Here is an 18,992-nt window from a genome sequence, read left to right on the forward strand (position 1 = left end):
ACTTCCAACTTTACCACATTACAACTTTACCACCTTCCAAACTGCCAACCGAAAACTGCCAACCGCCTCCCCTCAATCCTTTGTCACCTTAGATCCCCACCAGTCTGCATTAGGAGTATATCCTGGGCTAAGCATATTCACTCGCTCTGCTTCCAAATTTGGCATTCTTACATTTTTGTTTCTATCCAAAACTTCCTGATGCAAGGCTGCATTATATTCAGGATCATCCAATGGCTGATTTGCAAATTTACCAGTCAAATAAAATAGCAAGTCACCAGCAAGTTTAGTAGTTACTTTTCGATTTTGCTTTGCTACATCATTTCCCTCCCTTGGGTCTTTGCTTAGATCATAAAGCTCCACACTTTTATCCTCCCAATAGTAAATCAATTTCCAATTTCCCTCACGCACAATAGAACTTGGATCTCCACCCTGATTGCCATAGTGCGGGTAGTGCCAATAAAGCTGACGGGCAGCAATTTTCTTGTCTTCCATCGCAGGAGCTAAACTTACTCCTTCAATTTCCAATCCAGCAGGCATCTTCACATTTGCAAGTTCCAAAAGTGTAGGGTAAAAATCTATTCCGCTAGCTGGCACATCCAAAGTAATGAGTTCCTTCTGTCCTGAGACTTTGATGAAATACGGCACGCGTAGGCCACCTTCCCACTGATATCCTTTGCCGCCTCTTAGCGGAAAATTTGAAGTGGAAAAGGCATCTCCAGACGCTACTCCGCCGTGATCTGAGGTAAATACGATAATGGTATTTTCATCCAAACCTGCTTTCGCCAAAGCTGCAGTCACTACTCCCACTGCATCATCCATGGCCTCCACTAGTCCTGCATAGACTGGATTATCCTGATACTTCCGGATCGGAAGTCTCCTTTCCATTTCAAATCCATGATCAGCTATCCCTAAAGCCTCAGCCTTTGCTCTATACTTTGCCCATTTTTCTTCAGTAGTCTGAATAGGTCCGTGAACTGCATAAAAAGACAACATGGCAAAAAACGGTTTCTCATGCGCTTGACCAATAAACTTGGCCGTTTCTGTTGCAAGACGCATACTTAGATTTTCACCATTAGGTCCTTGCTCCAATTTGGGGTTTTCGTATGGAGCAAAATATCCACCTTTTGGGCTCCCGGCTTCAAAACCTCCAATATTGGTTTGGAAACCATGATCTTCAGGATAAGAACCTTCGCCTCCCAAATGCCACTTGCCCGCAAAAAATGTCTCATAACCCGAATCTCTCAATGCCTCAGGGAGCGTCACATACGATGCCTGCAAATCATGCGAATAAGTAGGTGGCAAAAGCTTGGTATGCCTTCCATATTCCCTCCACGCTTCGCCTTCCGGTGCCCCTATCCAATCTGTAATCTTGTGAACCGCAGGAGTTACACCAGTCATAATACTGGCTCTAGCTGGACTGCAAACAGGCGAAGCGGTATATCCTTGAACAAATTGATAGGAATGGGAAGCTAGCGCGTCAATATTCGGAGTTTCATAGTATTTGCTTCCTGTCACACTGAGGTCATGATACCCTAAATCGTCCACTAGGATAAATACAATATTGGGCTTGTCAGCAGATTGGGCAAAAGCCTGATAAAATCCGAGCAAAAGCCCAGCCACAGGTAGTAATTTCTTCAGCATTGGAAGGTATTGTTATTTGAAGAAACTAAGATGGTCAAGAAGATTTAAAATCAAAAAAGTAATGTGATGGTTGGAAGGGTAAAGTGTGGTTAGTTGGCAGTCACAGTCGCAGTGTATCAGATTATTGATGAACTGATCACTGCGACTGCCTTCTGAAAACTGACTATTACTTGCTAGCTCCTATTTTCTCCAAATGTGCTTCTTTAATCTTTCTTCTCAGGATCTTGCCCACATTGGACTTTGGTAGTTCGTCTGTGAAATGAACCTCCTTAGGGCATTTGTAATTAGTGAGGTATTCATGACAATGTGAAATGATTTGTTCTTTAGTGATTGACTTGTCTTTGGCCACCACGTATGCTACTACTCGCTCAGTGGACTTTTCATCAGGAATCCCGATCACCCCGACTTCCAATACACCCGGAAAAGATGCAATGGCATCTTCTACTTCATTTGGATAAACATTGAATCCAGAAACAAGAATCATCTCTTTCTTTCTATCAACTATCTTGGTGAAGCCGTCCTTGTCCATCACTCCTATATCTCCAGTTTTGAACCATTCGCCCAACATTACTTCAGCTGTTTCTTTTGGCTTATGCCAATAGCCTTTCATAACCTGAGGACCTTTGATGCATATTTCTCCACGCTCGCCTACTGGAAGTGTATTTCCTTCATCGTCTATGACCATCATATCTGTATTCGGAAGTGGAATCCCTATGGTACCATTTCTCTCAGTACCATCGATAGGATTGCAGGAGGCTACAGGGGAGGTTTCTGTAAGGCCATAGCCTTCGGCTAAAGGTGTTCCTGTCACCGAAAGCCACTTTTCTGCTGTTGCTTTTTGCACCGCCATGCCCCCACCCACTGATATTTTCAAACTGCTAAAATCTAATGCTCTGAATGATTCTTGGTTCAATAGTCCATTAAATAGCGTATTCACTCCAGTAAAAACGGTAAACTTCTTTTTGGATAAATCCTTACAAAAAGCTGGCATATCCCGGGGATTGGTAATCAGAAGATTATGTGCTCCAATTTTAAGCATCGCAAGACAATTCACTGTTAAGGCAAAAATATGATAAAGGGGTAAAGCCGTAATTACTATTTCCTCGCTCTCTTTCAGCTTCGGCTTCATCCACGCAGAGATCTGTTGCATATTTGCCACAATATTTCCATGGGTTAACTCAGCACCTTTGGAAACACCGGTAGTTCCGCCTGTATATTGGAGAAAAGCGGTGTCTTCTAAACTAAGTTCTACTGGTTTAAATTTATGATTGGCTCCTTGAGCCAAGGCTGATTTAAAGGAAACGGCCTTTGGAATAGAAAATGGCGGCACCAGTTTTTTAATGTATTTTACTACTAGGTTGACGATGGTTCCCTTAAGCCCTCCAAGTAGATCCCCGAGTTCTGTTACGATGACATGTTTTGCAGGAATATCATCTAAAATTTTCTCTAGGTTGTCAGCAAAATTTGCTACGATAATAATTAATTCAGCTCCGGAATCTTTGAATTGATGCTTCATTTCCGAAGAAGTGTACAAAGGATTGGTATTCACCACAATCATCCCTGCACGAATTGCCCCAAACATTGCGACTGGATACTGCAGGGTATTCGGCATCTGAATAGCCACTCGAGTCCCTTTTTTGAGCCGTAGCACCTGTGTTAAATAGCAGGCAAAATCCTCACTAAGTTTATTTAACTTATTGAACGACATCGTTTTCCCCATGCATTCATAAGCAACTGCATCACCGTATTTTTTTACACTTTCCTCAAAAAGCTCTGCCACACTTGAATAAGCTTCGCAATCAACTTCGGTTGGAACAGATTCTGGGTAATGCTTAAACCAGGGAAAATCCTTCATAATTTCAGTTATTGTTGGGTGTATCTTTTCTTGAATTAATTAAAATCTTGGGATAGGTCAAAAGAATTCTATTCTATTTCAGAATTTTTCTTGCGATCAACTCTTTCATTATCTCGTTGGTTCCTGCATAAATTCGCTGAACTCGAGCATCTGCATAAGCTCTGGCGACCCCATAATCCCACATATACCCATATCCTCCATGAAGCTGCACACATTCATCAGCAACTTTACATTGCAGCTCTGTCATATTGTATTTAGCTGCTGAAGCCATCGCCGAATCCAATTGGCCATCATTGTGAAGCTGAACCAAATAGTCGCAGTAAATTCTCCCTTGCTCGAGTGCCGCACACATTTCCGCCAGTTTGAAGCGGGTGTTTTGAAAATCTGAAATGGACTGATTGAACGCTTTTCGTTGCTTTACATAAGTAACAGTCTCTTGAAGCATGTATTCTCCTAATGCAATCGCCGCCAAAGCCACCACAAGGCGCTCCTGTGCGAGCTCAGTCATCAAGTATTTAAATCCTTCTCCTTCTTGACCTAGCAAGTTCTCTTTTGGCACAATTACGTCTTCAAAAAACAACTCACAGGTATCCTGAGCATGCAGTCCAACCTTTTCAAAAGGAAGTCCTTTCGTATAGCCCTTCATAGAATTATCCATAAGCAGCAAGCTAATTCCTTTTGCACCTTTCTTAGGATCAGTCTTTACAGCAACTACCACCACATCAGATAAATAGCCGTTGGTGATAAAGGTTTTGCTTCCATTGACTAAGTAAAAATCCCCCTGATCTATTGCGCTGGTACTGATGCCCTGCAGATCACTTCCCGCTCCAGGTTCGGTCATTGCTACTGCACCTATGTACTCACCGGCCACCATTTTAGGGATGTATTTTTCCTTGGCTTTTTCTGTTCCAAAATGCAGAATGTAGGGCATCACTATATCATTATGAAGTGGATATCCTATGGCTGGGGCAGAGCAACCACTTAGCCCAAGTTCCTCAATAAAGATCGCGTTGTATCTAAAATCAAGGATATTCATTCCTCCCAAGTGCTCAGGAGCTTGTATGCCGAGAAACCCACTTTCTCCGAGTTTGCGCCAACTTTCCCTTGAAACCATTTTTTTCTTCTCCCATTCGGCATTGAAAGGGGTAATTTCTTTGGCGATAAAATCTCTTACACTGGCTCTGAATAGTTCATGCTCTTCAGTAAAAAGTGTTCGGGGTAATCCAAACATGGTATTTATATTTTAGGTTTTTACTCAAATCAAAATTAAGGATTTTTAGCCCTCGCATTTCTTTTTGTATTTAAAAAGACCTTTTGCTTTTCATTTTAGAACTTTTGCTAAACGGTGCCCAAGTGTTTAAACTTATTTATAGTTTCGATATTTGATATCTAAACGAATAGAAATGACCGATCTAAGTGAGCTTTCCAGTCTTGAAACACTTCAATCGCTCCCACTATGGCTGGAAAATGAAAAGCTGGTGTCAACTGAGCCCGCCGGAGCAAGCAACATGAATTTGGTTTTACGAGTGAAAACCAATTTAAGATCTGTCATCCTCAAGCAATCCAAACCTTACGTTAGAAAATTCCCCCAAATCCTCGCTCCAATTGAGCGAATCGAAATTGAACTCTGCTACTACCAACTCATAGAAGATGATGAGATTTTAGCAGATTACAGCCCAAAAGTACTCCAATACAATCCTGATAACCATATTCTTTTGATTGAGGACCTTGGTAATGGAAAGGATTTCAGTGATATCTATGAGCTCGGCTACCACTGGAAACCCAATGATTTACGCTCAATCAGCAATTATCTGAACGCTTTGCACAACCTTGAAGTAAGTAATTTCCCGGCCAATCTGGAAATGAAAAAACTAAACCATGAGCATCTTTTTCACTTCCCTTTTATGGAGGAAAATGGATTTGATTTGGATACTATCCAGCCTGGATTGCAAGAAATTAGTATGAAGTATAAAACTGACGAGGAATTGAAAAGTGCTTTGGAACTTCTGGGAAAACGCTATTTATCCCATGGAATCACTTTGCTTCATGGCGACTTTTATCCAGCTTCATGGCTAAAAACCGACAACGGAATCAAGTTCATTGATACTGAATTCGCTTATATGGGAGATTGCGAATTTGACTTGGGAGTACTATTTGCGCATTTTGATCTTTCGAAAATGGATCAAAGACATCAGGAAGAGTTTCTGAAAAATTACAAGCATAGATATGTCGAGGACTTAGTCAATAGGTATCGCGGTATGGAAATCATGCGCCGGTTGATCGGAATTGCACAATTACCCTTATCACTTTCATTAGACGAAAAGGAATCACTTTTAGAGAAGGCAAAAAACTATATTTTGTCTTTATGAAAACCCTCTACCTCCTAGTTGTACTCACGCTTCTATTTTCTTCTTGCGGAGATAGAAAATCCTCTACTCCTGTACAGTTCACCGATCAAAAGGTGCCTGAATTAGGGATGAGCGAAAAGCAATTGCATGACAAAATACTTGGTATGCTGGTCGGATCAGCTATTGGGGATGCAATGGGAGCTCCAACAGAAATGTGGGCCAGAGAGGAAATCAAACTTCAATATGGTTTTGTAGAGGGTTTGGATTCTATGGTTAGGGAGGTTTCTCCTGAGGGAATTTGGATTGCTAATTTACCTTCAGGTGGGACTACTGACGATACACGATGGAAAGTTTTGACTTCACAGTATTTGTTAACTCAGAATACCAATGAGCTAGGTGCGAAGGACTTTGCAAAGGAAATTTTATCCACTTATGAATCCTATACTAAGGAATATAAAGAAATAGAAAGTACTGATCCAGAACCATTTGAATCAGTTTCCCTAAAGTTAGGATGGCTTCAAGAATGGGCTAAAGTGAGTCAGCCATTTATCAATGAAAACTTAGTAGCCTATGCTGATTCTTTAGGGAAATTCTACGGAGGTGAGATGGTTTGTGCGGGCTTACTGTATGCGCCATCTTTAGGTGCATTTTTTCCTGGAAATCCTGAAAAGGCATATAAGGAAGCCTATAATCTTTCATTCTATGATTTGGGCTACGCCAAGGATATTTCTGCTCAGGCAGCTGCTATGACCGCTGCTGGAATGAGCCCTGATGCTACCAAAGATGATTTGGTAGCCTCCTTGCGATTGGACCCAGCGCACTACTTCGAAAGCCGTCTAGTAGGTAGAACAGCCTATACCATCCTAAAAAACGCACGGTGGATCTCTGCTGAATCGGCTAAACAAGGTAGTCTCGGAAATCAGGTAATTGAGGAGAGTAAAGCATTAGAATATGCATATTCCCAACTTGATCAGAGGCTACAAGATATGCCTTTTCATGCTGGAGAAATTTGGTTGCAAACACTGACAGCAATGATCTATGCTGACTTTGATTTCATGGGTACACTTATCTTTCTGGTCAATTATGGTAGAGATAACGATACCACAGCTGCCCTAGCTGGGGGTATTTTGGGAGCTCACTATGGTTTTGAAAAGTTACCTAAACTGGAGCGGGAAAAAGTCCTCAGCGTGAATAAAAACCTTCTTGGTATTGATTTAATGCAAATCTCAAATGAGCTGACAGCGCATATGCTGGAGAGGTTTGAATGATCAATTTTCAATGTTCAAACGCAATGATCAAAAGTTTCTAGGGCCTTTGTTGGCTTTGATTCTTTTGCTTTACAAGCATATTTACCGCAAAGTATCAAAGAAATCAAAATCTTAAATTCAGAATAGATTTGATAAAGCAGCTTTGCAATTATGTTTTTCTATGATTCAATATGGTGTAAAGAAACTCGCATTAATCTGGCATTCACCTAGGAAGATGAAAGTGGTCATTCGCGCTTACATTCGGCACTTAGGAGTGCAATGCCGTAATTCCAAGCCGGTAGACCTGAAGATTCGAACCAAATAAGTTGTATGCTCCCGCGCAATTCTCGGTGACCACTGTGGTTAGACAGGACTTTCACAAAAAAGCCCCGAATCAACGATTCAGGGCCTGTGCACAAAGGAAGTTGGTTTAGAATTCAAAAGTAAATTTGACGAGTTCTTCCTGTTGCGTCTGTCACTTCGAAATAAACATCCTCTGGATCAAGACCGTTTAATTTGTAATTTTTTTTGAATCCTTCAGTTTGATTTACTATTTCTTCGTGAACAATTCTATCATTAGTCACTCTTTTGATTTTGACTTCGGTTCCTGCTTGATCTAATCCAATTACTAGCAGATTGATTGTGTTTTCATCTACTTTTTTCCCGTAAGCCATTAAAGGTAATGCTTCAACAGGCTTTTCTTTCTCGACTGTTTCAACTGTATAGGTCACTTCTTCCTCGTCAGTTGTTATCATTACCTTATACTCCGCGCAAGGAAGACTGTTCATGTCATAAGGAACCAATAAGTCTTCATTAGCTTTAACTTTACGAGAATGCAGTTTTTTACCATTCATATCATAAATGGCGATTTTTGCTTTACCCACGCCTTCATTAAGGAGTACAGAGATTTTCTTGTAGTTCGTATGAACTGATGAATTTGCTTTTAAATCTTCAGCGTCATTAGCAAAAGTACTGGTAGCTAAAAGTCCGGCTAGTGCGAAAGTGAATAGAGTTTTCATAATAATGTTGGTTTAGAGTTATGCTTCTGCTAGTTGCGAACGGCATACCAACTGTGCCATAAGGGCCTTTTCTACCCTACTTGAGGCAGATTCTTATTTACAAAAATTAACATTTACACAAAATTAAATTTGGCACACTATCAATTTCCAGCAGTATAACTGTATGAAAAGTGATCGATTTGGAATCAATATGTATTGCATCCGAACATATTAGTCCAGATTTGAAATAAATCCAGGTTACACTTTATTACATCTGTTAGTAAAAATTAATTTTTCGAAAAATTGTAAGTGTCTGAAATCAACAATTTTAAAAAACAAAAACCTGTACGCAGGTGTACAGGTCTTGTTCGCTGAGATACATTATTTTGATCTATATCAAATTTATTTCAATTCTTGAATAAGGGTTTTCACCCGATCCTTGATCTGAATTCCAGATATATCTTCATTTAAGGAAGTTGCTAGGAGAAATTCGTTAACTGCTCCTGTATGATCCGTGGATTTACCTTCAGCGAGCGTGACATACCTCATCGTAGTCCAAAGCAAGGTCTTCAATTGCTTCTCACTATCATCTGTCATGTAATACTCCAAAATTACCGTATTGTGATTATGCCAGATGATTCGGCTTTTTATCCGAACCCACTCGCCCACCATTGCTGGCTTCACGTAAGAAATATTATGGTTATAGATTACCCAAGCAGCTTGATACTTTTTGATGAAGTCCATCATTTCCACGCCGTATAGTTTCGGGACCTGATCTTCTCGGGCATTGAAAAAGTAATCGAAATACTTCGCATTGTTCAGATGGCGAAGTGGGTCGCAATCCTGAAAGCGAATCAAGACTCTACTTTCAGTTTCGGTTGGGTAATTTTTCTCTGAGTTATATTCAAACATAATTAATCTAGTATTGCTGAGCTTTCAATTAGTATGACTCCTGCTTTTTTCAATTCGTCCAAAGCCTTCTCTCCATCTTCTGCAGATAGGTTGACTGCCCGGGTTGCATCCGTGATGAGGTAGGTCTTAAAACCCAAACTTACAGCATCCAGCGCGGTAAATTTTACACAATAATCCTGAGCTAGGCCCGTGAGGAATACGTTCATAATCCCTTCATTTTGCAGGAAATCACCTAAGCCTGTATCTCCTCTTCTTGCATTGTCAAAAAAACCTGAATACGAATCCACTTCTGGATTTGTTCCTTTTTGGAAAATAGCTTGCCATCTTATTGGATTCAATTCGGCATGAAACTCTGCCCCTTCAGATCCCTGAACGCAGTGAACTGGCCATAGAATTTGCTGTAATCCTGCTAATTCTATGAATTCACCTGGTTTTTTCCCTTTGTGATTTGCTGCAAAACTTCCATGGTCTTCAGGATGAAAGTCCTGAGTTGCAACTATAAATGTAAAATGCTCCTGAAGTGAATTGATGACAGGAATAACGGCATCGCCCTCACTCACAGCTAACGCCCCACCAGGTAAAAAGTCATTTTGCACATCTATAATAAGTAATGCACTGTTTTTAAGATTCATTGCCATTATCTGTTTGTTTAGATCCGCCCAAGAGAGAGTCCTCACTTCCGGCTTATCGCTAATTAATTTTCAGCTTCATTGCCAGTATCTACTTGTTTTGCTTTCAAAACCAACTCCATTCGCAGTTGGTGAAGATTTTCTTCCAATCCGATTGGATACAGATGTGGATTTACCAATCGCTTATGTGTCTTATCCAAAGAATCCAACTGACTTTGCACTCTTTCTCTGATCTTGACAATTGTAGGGAGTTCATACACTAGTTTCCCTTTTTCGAAAATCGGCTTGAGTAATAGTTCTTCCTGATAAAAAGCTGGCATCATCCGCTTTCTTCTGGTGGGATCATTAGGATCGATGATTAAAGCAGCTTGAGGATTGAGTTCTTGATCTTCCAAGTAAATCATATCAGCCACAGCTTTCCCTTTGGAAAAAAATCGCTTGATCGTATGAAATCCGGGAATATTGATTTTCAGCGACTGCTGCGAAAGTTTGATTTTAGGAATCCATTCACCCTTTTCATCTTTAATAGCCGATAATTTATACACACCACCAAGAGCAGGCTGATCAAATGCCGTCACAAGCTTTGTCCCAACTCCCCAAACATTAATAGATGACTCCTGTCCCTTCAGCGAAGTAATAATATGCTCATCTAGGTCATTTGATGCGACAATTTTCGCTTCAGAAAATCCAGCTTCGTCTAGCATCTCTCGTGCGATATTACTGAAATACGCCAAATCACCAGAATCTATTCGAATACCGACCATCTCTTTTCCATTTCTTCTCAAGGCATTCCCAACTTTGATCGCATTTTTGATTCCATTGATGGTATCATAGGTATCTACTAGAAAAATAGATTGATCTGGAAATGCATCGGCATAGGCTTCAAATGCTTCTATTTCAGTTTCAAAGGACATAATCCAGCTATGCGCATGAGTACCAGACACAGGAATTCCGAATAATTTCCCTGCCATCACATTACTCGTAGAGGTGCATCCACCTATGTAGGCCGCTCTGGAAGCTGCTAGTCCTCCGTCTATGCCTTGAGCACGACGCAAGCCGAATTCCAAGACAGGATCACCTTTAGCCGCCAAGTTGATCCGGGCAGACTTAGTAGCAATCAGACTTTGGAAATTGATAATATTCAGCAGAGGAGTTTCCAGCAGTTGGCATTGAATCAACGGGCCTTTCACGCGAACCAGAGGAGTATTTGGAAAAACTACCGTTCCTTCTTCAACTGCTGCGATATCACAGGTAAATTTCATTTCCCTGAGGTAATCCAAAAAACCCGACTCGAACAAAAGCTGCCCGTCTTTGCCTTTCATGGTCGCCAGGTAACTCAAGTCTTCTTCTGAAAACTTGAAGTTTTTACAGTAATCAACTATATAATCCAACCCAGCGGCGATTGTAAATCCGCCTTGAAAAGGATGCTTTCGAAAGAATAAATTAAAAACCGCTTCCTGCTCAGCTTTACCAGATTTCCAATAAGCATAAGCCATGGTCAATTGATAAAAATCTGTCAGTAGCGCCAGTGAGCCTTGATAGAGGTCTTTCGTTATTTTCATTGTTTGTTTTTAGCTTAATTCAAAAATAACCTTCAATTGATTCCTGTCCAATTGATTTAAGAAACTTGCTTCACTCGCATATTCAAAAGAATCCCGATTAAAACTAACCCCATCCCAATATATACGAGGACGCCAAATGTTTCATCAAAGAAGAAGAACCCAAATATCAATGCATAAACGATTCCTATATAAGTAAGGCTGGCTACTTTGGACACATTGGCATTTTGGTAGGCAATAGTCAGGAAATACTGAGCAGTCTGCGTACAAACCCCGATGAAAAGTAAAATCGCCCAATCCCACCCAACTGGATTCACCCAGCCAAAAGCTGAGACTATCAATGCAAAAGGCAAAGTGACCAAAGGAAAATAGAAAATAATTACCAGAGGATGCTCCGTGTTTTTCAATTTCCTGATAACATTGTAAGCAAGGCCTGAGAAAATGGCTGAGATAATTCCTATTGTCGCCCAAAACATATCTACCCGGGCATCAACTCCCTGAATCACCAGAACTCCGCCAAAAGAAATGGCGAAAAATAAGAATTGAATGGGCTTTACTTTCTCCTTGAGCAGGAAAACCCCAAAGAGGGTTGTGAAAATTGGAGACAAATATTGAATAGTTACCGCGCTAGCCAATGGAATATTTTGCAAGGTATAGAAGAAGGAAATCAATCCGATAGAGCCAACAACACCGCGAATTATTAACCACTTTTTATTATTCCCAAAAACATTTACTTTTTGCTTTTTCAACACCAAATAACTGAAAATCAATGAGAAAATAGATCTAAAAACAATAATTTCTATGGCAGGAATGTGAGGAATGTACTTTACTGAGACATTCATCAGAGCGAAAAATACTCCAGCCAAAAGCATGGCTTGGACACTGTTAATCTTCAAAATAATAGCTTTTCAGAGTGATCTTTTTCTAAGGAATTTGTCTGGACAATAGTTCAAAAAATAGTTACAAAAACGAATCAAACTAGCGAACCATTCTACTCAATTTGGGTTTTATTCTCTATGGCATTAAAAACAGGAAGCACTGCTCCGGAATTCTCCTTAGCGTGTACAGGTATAAATATTCTGAATACATCAAAAGACTTGAAAGGGAAAGCTTTTGTGCTTTACATTTATCCAAAGGATTTCACGAAAGTATGTACCGCGGAGGCCTGCGAATTCAGAGATCAATTTGAAGCGTTTAGAAATCTGGATATACCGGTCTTTGGACTGAGTAGAGACGATATCGAAACGCATAATAAATTCAAGAAAGAGCACAGATTGCCTTTTGAACTCCTTTCTGATCCAACAGGAAAGGTATGTAAATCCTATGATGCCCTAGTTCCTTTGATTAAAATGCCTAAGCGTATCACTTATTTGATAGATAAAGATCATAAGATTGCTGCAGCGTTTTCAGATATGTTTGAGTCCAAAGGACATATTGAAGCCATGCTAAAGAGTCTGGAAAAGTAAGGATTTCTCGCGGCGGCGCAACGTCTTTAAATCTCCCCCAAAGGTGCCAAGGCGCAAAATTGATATGCTATGAGGAGTCATTTCGATGGAGGAACTTTCAATCCAGCTTTTTCGGGAAATGAGAAATCTCTTTTCTCTTTTTCTCGAATCTCCCTTGCTAATCTAATGTCTTAAATCTAGCGTCTTAAATCTTATAAAATAAGCCCATCCTTCATCACCACTTTTCTATCAGCCATAGCAGCTAACTCTTCATTATGCGTTACGATCACGAATGCTTGCCCCAGTTCTTTGCGTAGCGTGAAAAACAATTCATGAAGTCCTCTGGCATTCTGGGTATCAAGATTACCACTCGGTTCATCTGCAAAGACCACAGCTGGGCTATTTATTAAGGCTCGAGCCACTGCCACACGCTGCTGCTCTCCACCTGAAAGTGAAGAAGGCTTATGATCCAACCGATGGGAAATCCCTAGCAATTCTGCCAATTCTCCTGATTTCTTGGATAATTGCTCAGGAGATACATTTCCGATCAACCCGGGTATCATAATATTTTCCTGAGCCGTGAATTCTGGCAAAAGATTATGGAATTGAAAGATAAAGCCAATTCGCTCGTTTCGGAATTTGGCCAAGTCATCTCCTTTTAGATTTAGGAGCTTTTTTCCATCCATCTCCAAGGAACCTTGGTCAGGCTGATCTAATGTCCCAAGAATATGAAGTAATGTACTTTTCCCTGCTCCCGATGAACCGACTATGGAAACAATTTCAGAAGTTAAAATTTCTAGATCTACACCTTTTAATACTTGAAGGCTTCCATAGGATTTATGGATTCCATTGGCTTTCAGCATGCTAACATTTTTTATCACTTCAAAAATAGAACAAATGCCTATCTCCGTGAGGAATTAACGTCTTTTTTTACTGAAAAAGGAAAATGTCAGGTTTGATTTATCGAGTCTAAGAGCTTAACTTCGGGCAAAAATTTCCAGAGGATGAAATCGAGCATGGCTGAAAAGTCAAAGGGGGTAATATCCCCTACCTTGCGAGATTCCTCCCGATAGCTATCGGGATGACATTTGAGAAAAAAATCATACATATATGAATATTCACGAATATCAGGCTAAAGAAGTATTAAAAGGTTACGGAGTTCGTATTCAGGAAGGTATAGTCGCCGACACACCTGAAGCAGCTCATGAAGCAGCCGTTAAGTTGAACGAGCAAACCGGTACTAGCTGGTATGTGATCAAAGCTCAGATTCACGCAGGTGGACGAGGAAAAGGTAAAGTCAACGAGACTGGTTCCAATGGAGTTGTACTAGCCAAGAAATTGGAAGACGTAGCCGAAAAAGCTAAAAACATCCTAGGTGGTACCTTGGTAACACACCAAACTGGCCCGGAAGGAAAAGTTGTAAACAAGGTTTTGATCGCTGAGGATGTATATTATCCAGGTGCATCTGAGCCAAAGGAATATTACCTATCTATCTTGTTGGATAGAGCTACTGGTAGCAATGTAATCATGGCCTCTACCGAAGGTGGAATGGACATCGAGGAAGTTGCTGAGCACACTCCTGAGAAAATCATGAAAGAGTGGATCGATCCTAAAGTTGGTCTTCAGCCATTCCAAGCTAGAAAAGTAGCTTTTGGATTAGGTCTTTCTGGTAATGCTTTCAAAGAAATGGTGAAATTCATCACCGCTCTTTACAATGCTTACGAAGGGACTGACTCATCTCAGTTTGAAATCAACCCAGTATTGAAAACGTCTGACGATAAAATCTTGGCAGTAGATGCTAAAGTGAATATCGATGACAACGCACTTTACAGACAAAAAGGATTGGCGGCATTGAGAGATGTAGCTGAAGAAGATCCTTTGGAAGTAGAAGCTGGCGAATCAGGTTTGAACTATGTGAAACTTGACGGAAACGTAGGTTGCATGGTAAACGGAGCTGGTCTTGCGATGGCTACTATGGACATGATTAAATTGGTAGGTGGTGAGCCTGCTAACTTCCTAGATGTAGGAGGAGGGGCAAATGCTACTACTGTTGAAGCTGGTTTCAGAATCATCCTTCAGGATCCAAATGTAAAAGCAATCTTGATCAACGTATTCGGTGGTATTGTAAGATGCGACAGAATTGCTAGCGGTGTGGTAGAGGCTTACAAATCTATCGGAGACATCAGAGTTCCTATTATCGTTAGACTTCAAGGAACAAATGCTGCTGAAGGAGCTAAAATCATTGACGATTCCGGATTGAAAGTATTCTCTGCAATCACTTTGAAAGAAGCTGCTGACAAAGTACAGTCTGTACTCGAAGCATAATATATATTAAGTGTACTGAGGAGCAATCTTCAGTACATCATGCACTCGTAGTTCAACTGGATAGAATATCAGATTTCGGCTCTGAGGGTTGAGGGTTCGAATCCTTCCGAGTGCACATTACAAAGGCTTAGACACACGTCTAGGCCTTTTATTTTTAATAGAAAACCCTCCTTTTGTAGTTTATTTTTTGTTGCCTAAGTGACGGATTGAAGCCAATCCTATGTGCCAAATCAATTCACCACGGCAAAATACGTAGGACATGTTTGAATAGGACAGGTAAATTTCTTACTTAACTGATTGATTGAAATCACCTTATATATTTTAGGATTAATCGCCCAGCAGTTCTGATCAGCTTCGAATTTGATATTTTTTTAATAGTAATATCTGGTTTACTATACTATTTCAAAGTAAATCTGTCATGATTGATCATAATTCAGTCATATTTTAATCTAAAACAGGGAGAAATGACGGGAATAATACTGGAAATTAGTTCACTAAAACCTGTTCAATTACTGATATGAATTTTAAAATCCCAAAATTACCAAAGTCACCTATTTACGGAATGGTGATTCTAATTATTGCCATACTCGCAGGATGCGGAGGTAAAGGCAATCAAAACTTTCTTTCATCTTCTGAACCTAGGCGCATAGAGATCCTTGTTCTTGGTCATGAAAGTGAGCATCACAATTCAGAGAAATTGATGATGTATTTACAGACACCATTATTTCAAAAAGGAATCAACCTCACTTACACCACTGATGTAGCTGACTTAAATTCTACCAAGCTAAACAATTATGATGGTTTGATGATCTATGCCAATCATGATGAGATTACCACAGAGCAAGAATCTGCGCTAAAATCATATATAGAAAGTGGTAAAGCATTAATTCCGATCCACAGTGCTTCGTTTTGCTTCCGCAATTCGGACTGGTTTGTAGAGGCAGTCGGCGGGCAGTTTAGCACACATGGCACAGGAGATTTTACAGCTACTATTGTCAATGCTGATCATCCAGTAATGCAAGGAATTTCTGAGTTTGAGACTTGGGATGAGACGTATGTACACAGTCAAGTTAACCCAGATATGACCGTCCTAATGGAGCGGGTAGATGATAAAGGCAAAGAGCCTTATACTTGGGTTCGTGAGCAGGGAAAAGGTAGAGTATTCTATACTGCCTATGGTCACAACGAAAAGACTTGGGAGAAAAAAGAATTTCAGGAATTAGTAGCAAACGGTATCCTATGGGCAGTAGGTGATGATGTAAACGAACTTTTGGCAGAATACAACATTCCACAACCTCAATTTGAAGATGCTGATATTCCGAATTACGAAAGAAAAGACCCAGCACCACGATATCAGTTACCACTTTCTGCAGAGGAATCAATGAAACTAGTTCAGGTGCCAGTAGGATTTGAATTAGAGCTATTTGCATCGGAGCCAATGATCATCAATCCTATCGCTTTTGCATGGGATGAAAGAGGTAGATTATTTGTAATTGAAACAACTGATTACCCTAATGAGATTCGTAAAGAAGGCGGTGATGACAAAATCAAAATTTTGGAAGACACCAACGGAGATGGCAAAGCAGACAAGGTGACTGTATTCGCAGAGGGATTAAATATTCCAACTTCAATCATGGCTGTAAATGGCGGGATGTTGATTTCCATGGCTCCTGATTTTGTATTCCTGAAAGATACTGATGGCGATGATGTAGCAGATGTCAAAGAAGTGGTAATGACAGGTTGGGGCAAATTTGATACCCACGCTGGACCATCTAACTTAAAATATGGCTTTGACAATAAAGTATGGGGAGTATTGGGCTATTCAGGTTTCAATGGTGAAGTAAGCGGTAAGAAATTTAATTTCAGCCAAGGCGTATATAGATTTACGCCAACTTGGAAAAACATGGAATTCCTTGGCCGTACAAGCAATAATACTTGGGGATTAGGTTTCTCTGAAGACTTCGAAACCTTCATTTCTACCGCTAATGGACAGCACTCTGTCTACTTGGCAATGGAAACTAAGTACGCCAAAAGGACTGTCTATAGAGGAACACCAAATACTGCAATTGGTATAGATACGCATTACGACATGCCTCATATCACGCCATTCCTGAGACAAGTGGATTGGCACGGAAGTTACACTGCTGCTGCAGGTCACAATTTATATACTGCCAGAAATTTTCCTAAAGAGTACTGGAATCAAATGGCATTTGTAGCTGAACCTACGGGTCGTGTGCTTCATAATTCGCAAATAATCCAAGAAGGTTCTGGATTCAGAGAGAAGAATGCATTCAACATTCTAGCAAGTTCTGACGAATGGTTTAGCCCAGTGCATGCAGAAGTGGGTCCTGATGGGTCACTTTGGGTAGCAGACTGGTATAACTTTATTATTCAGCACAATCCGACTCCAAGAGGATTTGAAAATGGAGAGGGTAATGCATATATCAACCCTTTAAGAGATAGACAACACGGTAGAATCTATCGCCTAACCTATAAAGGAAATGATTCCTCCGAAACCTTTGACTTGAAAGATGCTGACGGGGATGAGCTTTTAGCAGCTCTTCAAAGTGACAATATGTTCTGGAGATTGACTGCTCAGCGATTGATCGTAGAAACCAAAAACATGGACGTTTTGGAAGGCCTATACGAGATCATCAATGATCAAACTGTAGATGAAGTTGGGTTAAATGCACCGGCAATCAATGCGCTTTGGACACTTCACGGACTAGGTGCACTCGACGGAAGCAATGCAAATGCACAGCAAGTGGTAGAAAAAGCATTGACTCATCCTTCTGCAGCAGTAAGAAAGAATGCAGTGAGAGTAATTCCTAAAAACCAAGCTGCATTGGATGCAATCCTCGCAGCCAATTTAATGGAAGATGATAATCTGCAGACTAGAAAAAATGTGATTGTGGCAGTTTCTGAAATGCCAACTTCAGCAGATGTTTCTAAAACGCTATTAGCTATAGCTGAAAATAAAGATAATGCTAATGACGAGTTTTTGCCACAAGCAATTTTTGCTGCTGCATTGACTCACCCATCAGCATTTGAAGGCAGAGAAGTGGCTCCGAAATCTGAAGCTGATTCTTTGATGGGTGTGGCTGATAGAATTGCAAAAAGCTTAGTATCTGAGTCATATACCTTGAGTCAAAGAAATGCACTTCTTTTCCCACCTGATCCTACCGGGAAAGAAATGACAATAGAAATGGAAGTTTCTCCGGGCAGAGATGCTCTAGACGGTGTGATGGTAGCTCAAGGAAATGGTACTAATGGCTATAGCCTTTATGTTTACAAAGACGCCTTGCACTTTGCAATAGCTCAAGATGGTGATGTGAAAATCATCAGTTCGCGTAAAAACCTACCTTCAGAGCGATTCCAAGTTAAAGCAACACTTATGGAAGATGGTAGCATGGCCTTAATGATTGATGGAAAAGAAGTTGCAAAGGGCAAAACCAAAGGATTATTTACCGGGCCATTATCTCCAGAAAGTGTTCGCGTTGGTCAGTTTGATTCCAACAACAAAGTTGGTGACTACGAAGGCAATTGGAGATTCTCCGGTAGAATTGGCAATGATTCAAGTTTGGATCTAAAAAAAGCATCTGCACCGCAGGAAGGCAAGGCAGTATCCTCCATAGAGGAATCAATTGAAGTGGTGAAAAATGGTTTAGTTACCTTAACCACCATCCCTCATGAGATGTCCTTTGACAAATCCTCATTCATTGTAACTGCAGGAAGTAAGCTAGTCGTGGATTTTAACAACCCTGACTTCGTTCAGCACAACCTGGTCATTGGAGCTATAGGTTCACTAGAAAAAATCGGTCAGGCAGCAGACAAAATGGCTCAAGACCTTACAGGAATGGATAAAAGCTTTATCCCTGAGACTACTGACGTATTGGCTTCAACCAGCTTAGTTTTCCCAAATTCCTCAGATTCAATAATCATGACAGTACCTTCTCAAAAAGGTGATTATCCATTCGTTTGTACACTTCCGAATCACTGGAAAAAAATGAACGGTATAATGAAAGTAATATAA

The 18,992-nt window shown here is 40.5% G+C and carries 14 protein-coding genes and 1 tRNA gene; 6 read left to right on the plus strand and 9 right to left on the minus strand.

What is annotated here, in order from left to right:
* Positions 1 to 72: 72 nt before the first annotated feature.
* The 3 genes from QOL76_RS01405 to QOL76_RS01415 form a co-directional block, all read right to left on the minus strand.
* A complete protein-coding gene (locus QOL76_RS01405; RefSeq protein WP_283411236.1) occupies positions 73 to 1,641 on the minus strand; it encodes a sulfatase in 1,569 nt (522 codons plus the stop codon).
* Positions 1,642 to 1,807: 166 nt separating this feature from the next.
* Entirely contained in the window at positions 1,808 to 3,496 is a 1,689-nt protein-coding gene (locus QOL76_RS01410) for an AMP-binding protein (RefSeq protein ID WP_283411237.1), read from the minus strand.
* Between the two features lie 73 nt (positions 3,497 to 3,569).
* Complete coding sequence (locus QOL76_RS01415; RefSeq protein WP_283411238.1) at positions 3,570 to 4,727, minus strand: acyl-CoA dehydrogenase family protein; 1,158 nt, start codon at positions 4,725 to 4,727, stop codon at positions 3,570 to 3,572.
* A gap of 172 nt (positions 4,728 to 4,899) precedes the next feature.
* On the opposite strand from QOL76_RS01415, the gene QOL76_RS01420 reads away from it, so the two are divergent.
* Positions 4,900 to 5,865 carry a phosphotransferase gene (locus tag QOL76_RS01420; RefSeq protein WP_283411239.1) on the plus strand — a complete coding sequence of 322 codons (966 nt, stop codon included), beginning with the start codon at positions 4,900 to 4,902 and terminating at the stop codon, positions 5,863 to 5,865.
* Positions 5,862 to 7,112: an ADP-ribosylglycohydrolase family protein gene (locus tag QOL76_RS01425; RefSeq protein WP_283411240.1), complete on the plus strand. Its 1,251-nt coding sequence runs from the start codon at positions 5,862 to 5,864 to the stop codon at positions 7,110 to 7,112. Before QOL76_RS01420 ends, QOL76_RS01425 begins: the two co-directional genes overlap by 4 nt.
* A gap of 416 nt (positions 7,113 to 7,528) precedes the next feature.
* On the opposite strand, the gene QOL76_RS01430 is transcribed toward QOL76_RS01425, so the two are convergent.
* The 5 genes from QOL76_RS01430 to QOL76_RS01450 all read right to left on the minus strand — a co-directional run bounded on the left by QOL76_RS01430 (position 7,529) and on the right by QOL76_RS01450 (position 12,061).
* The gene (locus QOL76_RS01430; RefSeq protein WP_283411241.1) at positions 7,529 to 8,110 is read right to left on the minus strand and encodes a hypothetical protein; all 582 of its coding nucleotides are present in this window, start codon (positions 8,108 to 8,110) and stop codon (positions 7,529 to 7,531) included.
* Between the two features lie 381 nt (positions 8,111 to 8,491).
* The gene (locus QOL76_RS01435) at positions 8,492 to 9,001 is read right to left on the minus strand and encodes an acyl-CoA thioesterase (protein ID WP_283411242.1); all 510 of its coding nucleotides are present in this window, start codon (positions 8,999 to 9,001) and stop codon (positions 8,492 to 8,494) included.
* Between the two features lie 2 nt (positions 9,002 to 9,003).
* Positions 9,004 to 9,639: a bifunctional nicotinamidase/pyrazinamidase gene (gene pncA / locus QOL76_RS01440; protein WP_283411243.1), complete on the minus strand. Its 636-nt coding sequence runs from the start codon at positions 9,637 to 9,639 to the stop codon at positions 9,004 to 9,006.
* 56 nt (positions 9,640 to 9,695) lie between these two features.
* Positions 9,696 to 11,192 (minus strand): nicotinate phosphoribosyltransferase, encoded by a 1,497-nt coding sequence (locus tag QOL76_RS01445; RefSeq protein WP_283411244.1) that lies wholly within the window; start codon positions 11,190 to 11,192, stop codon positions 9,696 to 9,698.
* 56 nt (positions 11,193 to 11,248) lie between these two features.
* A complete protein-coding gene (locus QOL76_RS01450; RefSeq protein WP_283411806.1) occupies positions 11,249 to 12,061 on the minus strand; it encodes a DMT family transporter in 813 nt (270 codons plus the stop codon).
* A gap of 144 nt (positions 12,062 to 12,205) precedes the next feature.
* Between QOL76_RS01450 and QOL76_RS01455 the strand changes: the two genes are divergently transcribed.
* Entirely contained in the window at positions 12,206 to 12,655 is a 450-nt protein-coding gene (locus tag QOL76_RS01455; RefSeq protein WP_283411245.1) for a peroxiredoxin, read from the plus strand.
* A gap of 191 nt (positions 12,656 to 12,846) precedes the next feature.
* On the opposite strand, the gene QOL76_RS01460 is transcribed toward QOL76_RS01455, so the two are convergent.
* Entirely contained in the window at positions 12,847 to 13,497 is a 651-nt protein-coding gene (locus tag QOL76_RS01460; protein WP_283411246.1) for an ABC transporter ATP-binding protein, read from the minus strand.
* A gap of 247 nt (positions 13,498 to 13,744) precedes the next feature.
* Between QOL76_RS01460 and sucC the strand changes: the two genes are divergently transcribed.
* The 3 genes from sucC to QOL76_RS01475 all read left to right on the plus strand — a co-directional run bounded on the left by sucC (position 13,745) and on the right by QOL76_RS01475 (position 18,992).
* Positions 13,745 to 14,959: an ADP-forming succinate--CoA ligase subunit beta gene (gene sucC / locus QOL76_RS01465; protein ID WP_283411247.1), complete on the plus strand. Its 1,215-nt coding sequence runs from the start codon at positions 13,745 to 13,747 to the stop codon at positions 14,957 to 14,959.
* Between the two features lie 41 nt (positions 14,960 to 15,000).
* Positions 15,001 to 15,074 (plus strand) — tRNA-Arg (locus QOL76_RS01470).
* A gap of 402 nt (positions 15,075 to 15,476) precedes the next feature.
* The gene (locus QOL76_RS01475) at positions 15,477 to 18,992 is read left to right on the plus strand and encodes a PVC-type heme-binding CxxCH protein (protein ID WP_283411248.1); all 3,516 of its coding nucleotides are present in this window, start codon (positions 15,477 to 15,479) and stop codon (positions 18,990 to 18,992) included.

Source organism: Algoriphagus winogradskyi, from assembly GCF_900182815.1.
Classification (GTDB): domain Bacteria; phylum Bacteroidota; class Bacteroidia; order Cytophagales; family Cyclobacteriaceae; genus Algoriphagus; species Algoriphagus winogradskyi.

What these genes read in the sequence shown, in the direction of transcription:
- pncA (WP_283411243.1), bottom strand. Translation starts at nt 9,639, where the DNA reads ATGGCAATGAATCTTAAAAACAGTGCATTACTTATTATAGATGTGCAA.
- QOL76_RS01460 (WP_283411246.1), bottom strand. Translation starts at nt 13,497, where the DNA reads ATGCTGAAAGCCAATGGAATCCATAAATCCTATGGAAGCCTTCAAGTA.
- QOL76_RS01435 (WP_283411242.1), bottom strand. Translation starts at nt 9,001, where the DNA reads ATGTTTGAATATAACTCAGAGAAAAATTACCCAACCGAAACTGAAAGT.
- QOL76_RS01415 (WP_283411238.1), bottom strand. Translation starts at nt 4,727, where the DNA reads ATGTTTGGATTACCCCGAACACTTTTTACTGAAGAGCATGAACTATTC.
- QOL76_RS01450 (WP_283411806.1), bottom strand. Translation starts at nt 12,061, where the DNA reads ATGCTTTTGGCTGGAGTATTTTTCGCTCTGATGAATGTCTCAGTAAAG.
- QOL76_RS01475 (WP_283411248.1), top strand. Translation starts at nt 15,477, where the DNA reads ATGAATTTTAAAATCCCAAAATTACCAAAGTCACCTATTTACGGAATG.
- QOL76_RS01420 (WP_283411239.1), top strand. Translation starts at nt 4,900, where the DNA reads ATGACCGATCTAAGTGAGCTTTCCAGTCTTGAAACACTTCAATCGCTC.
- QOL76_RS01455 (WP_283411245.1), top strand. Translation starts at nt 12,206, where the DNA reads ATGGCATTAAAAACAGGAAGCACTGCTCCGGAATTCTCCTTAGCGTGT.
- QOL76_RS01445 (WP_283411244.1), bottom strand. Translation starts at nt 11,192, where the DNA reads ATGAAAATAACGAAAGACCTCTATCAAGGCTCACTGGCGCTACTGACA.
- QOL76_RS01405 (WP_283411236.1), bottom strand. Translation starts at nt 1,641, where the DNA reads ATGCTGAAGAAATTACTACCTGTGGCTGGGCTTTTGCTCGGATTTTAT.
- QOL76_RS01425 (WP_283411240.1), top strand. Translation starts at nt 5,862, where the DNA reads ATGAAAACCCTCTACCTCCTAGTTGTACTCACGCTTCTATTTTCTTCT.
- sucC (WP_283411247.1), top strand. Translation starts at nt 13,745, where the DNA reads ATGAATATTCACGAATATCAGGCTAAAGAAGTATTAAAAGGTTACGGA.
- QOL76_RS01410 (WP_283411237.1), bottom strand. Translation starts at nt 3,496, where the DNA reads ATGAAGGATTTTCCCTGGTTTAAGCATTACCCAGAATCTGTTCCAACC.
- QOL76_RS01430 (WP_283411241.1), bottom strand. Translation starts at nt 8,110, where the DNA reads ATGAAAACTCTATTCACTTTCGCACTAGCCGGACTTTTAGCTACCAGT.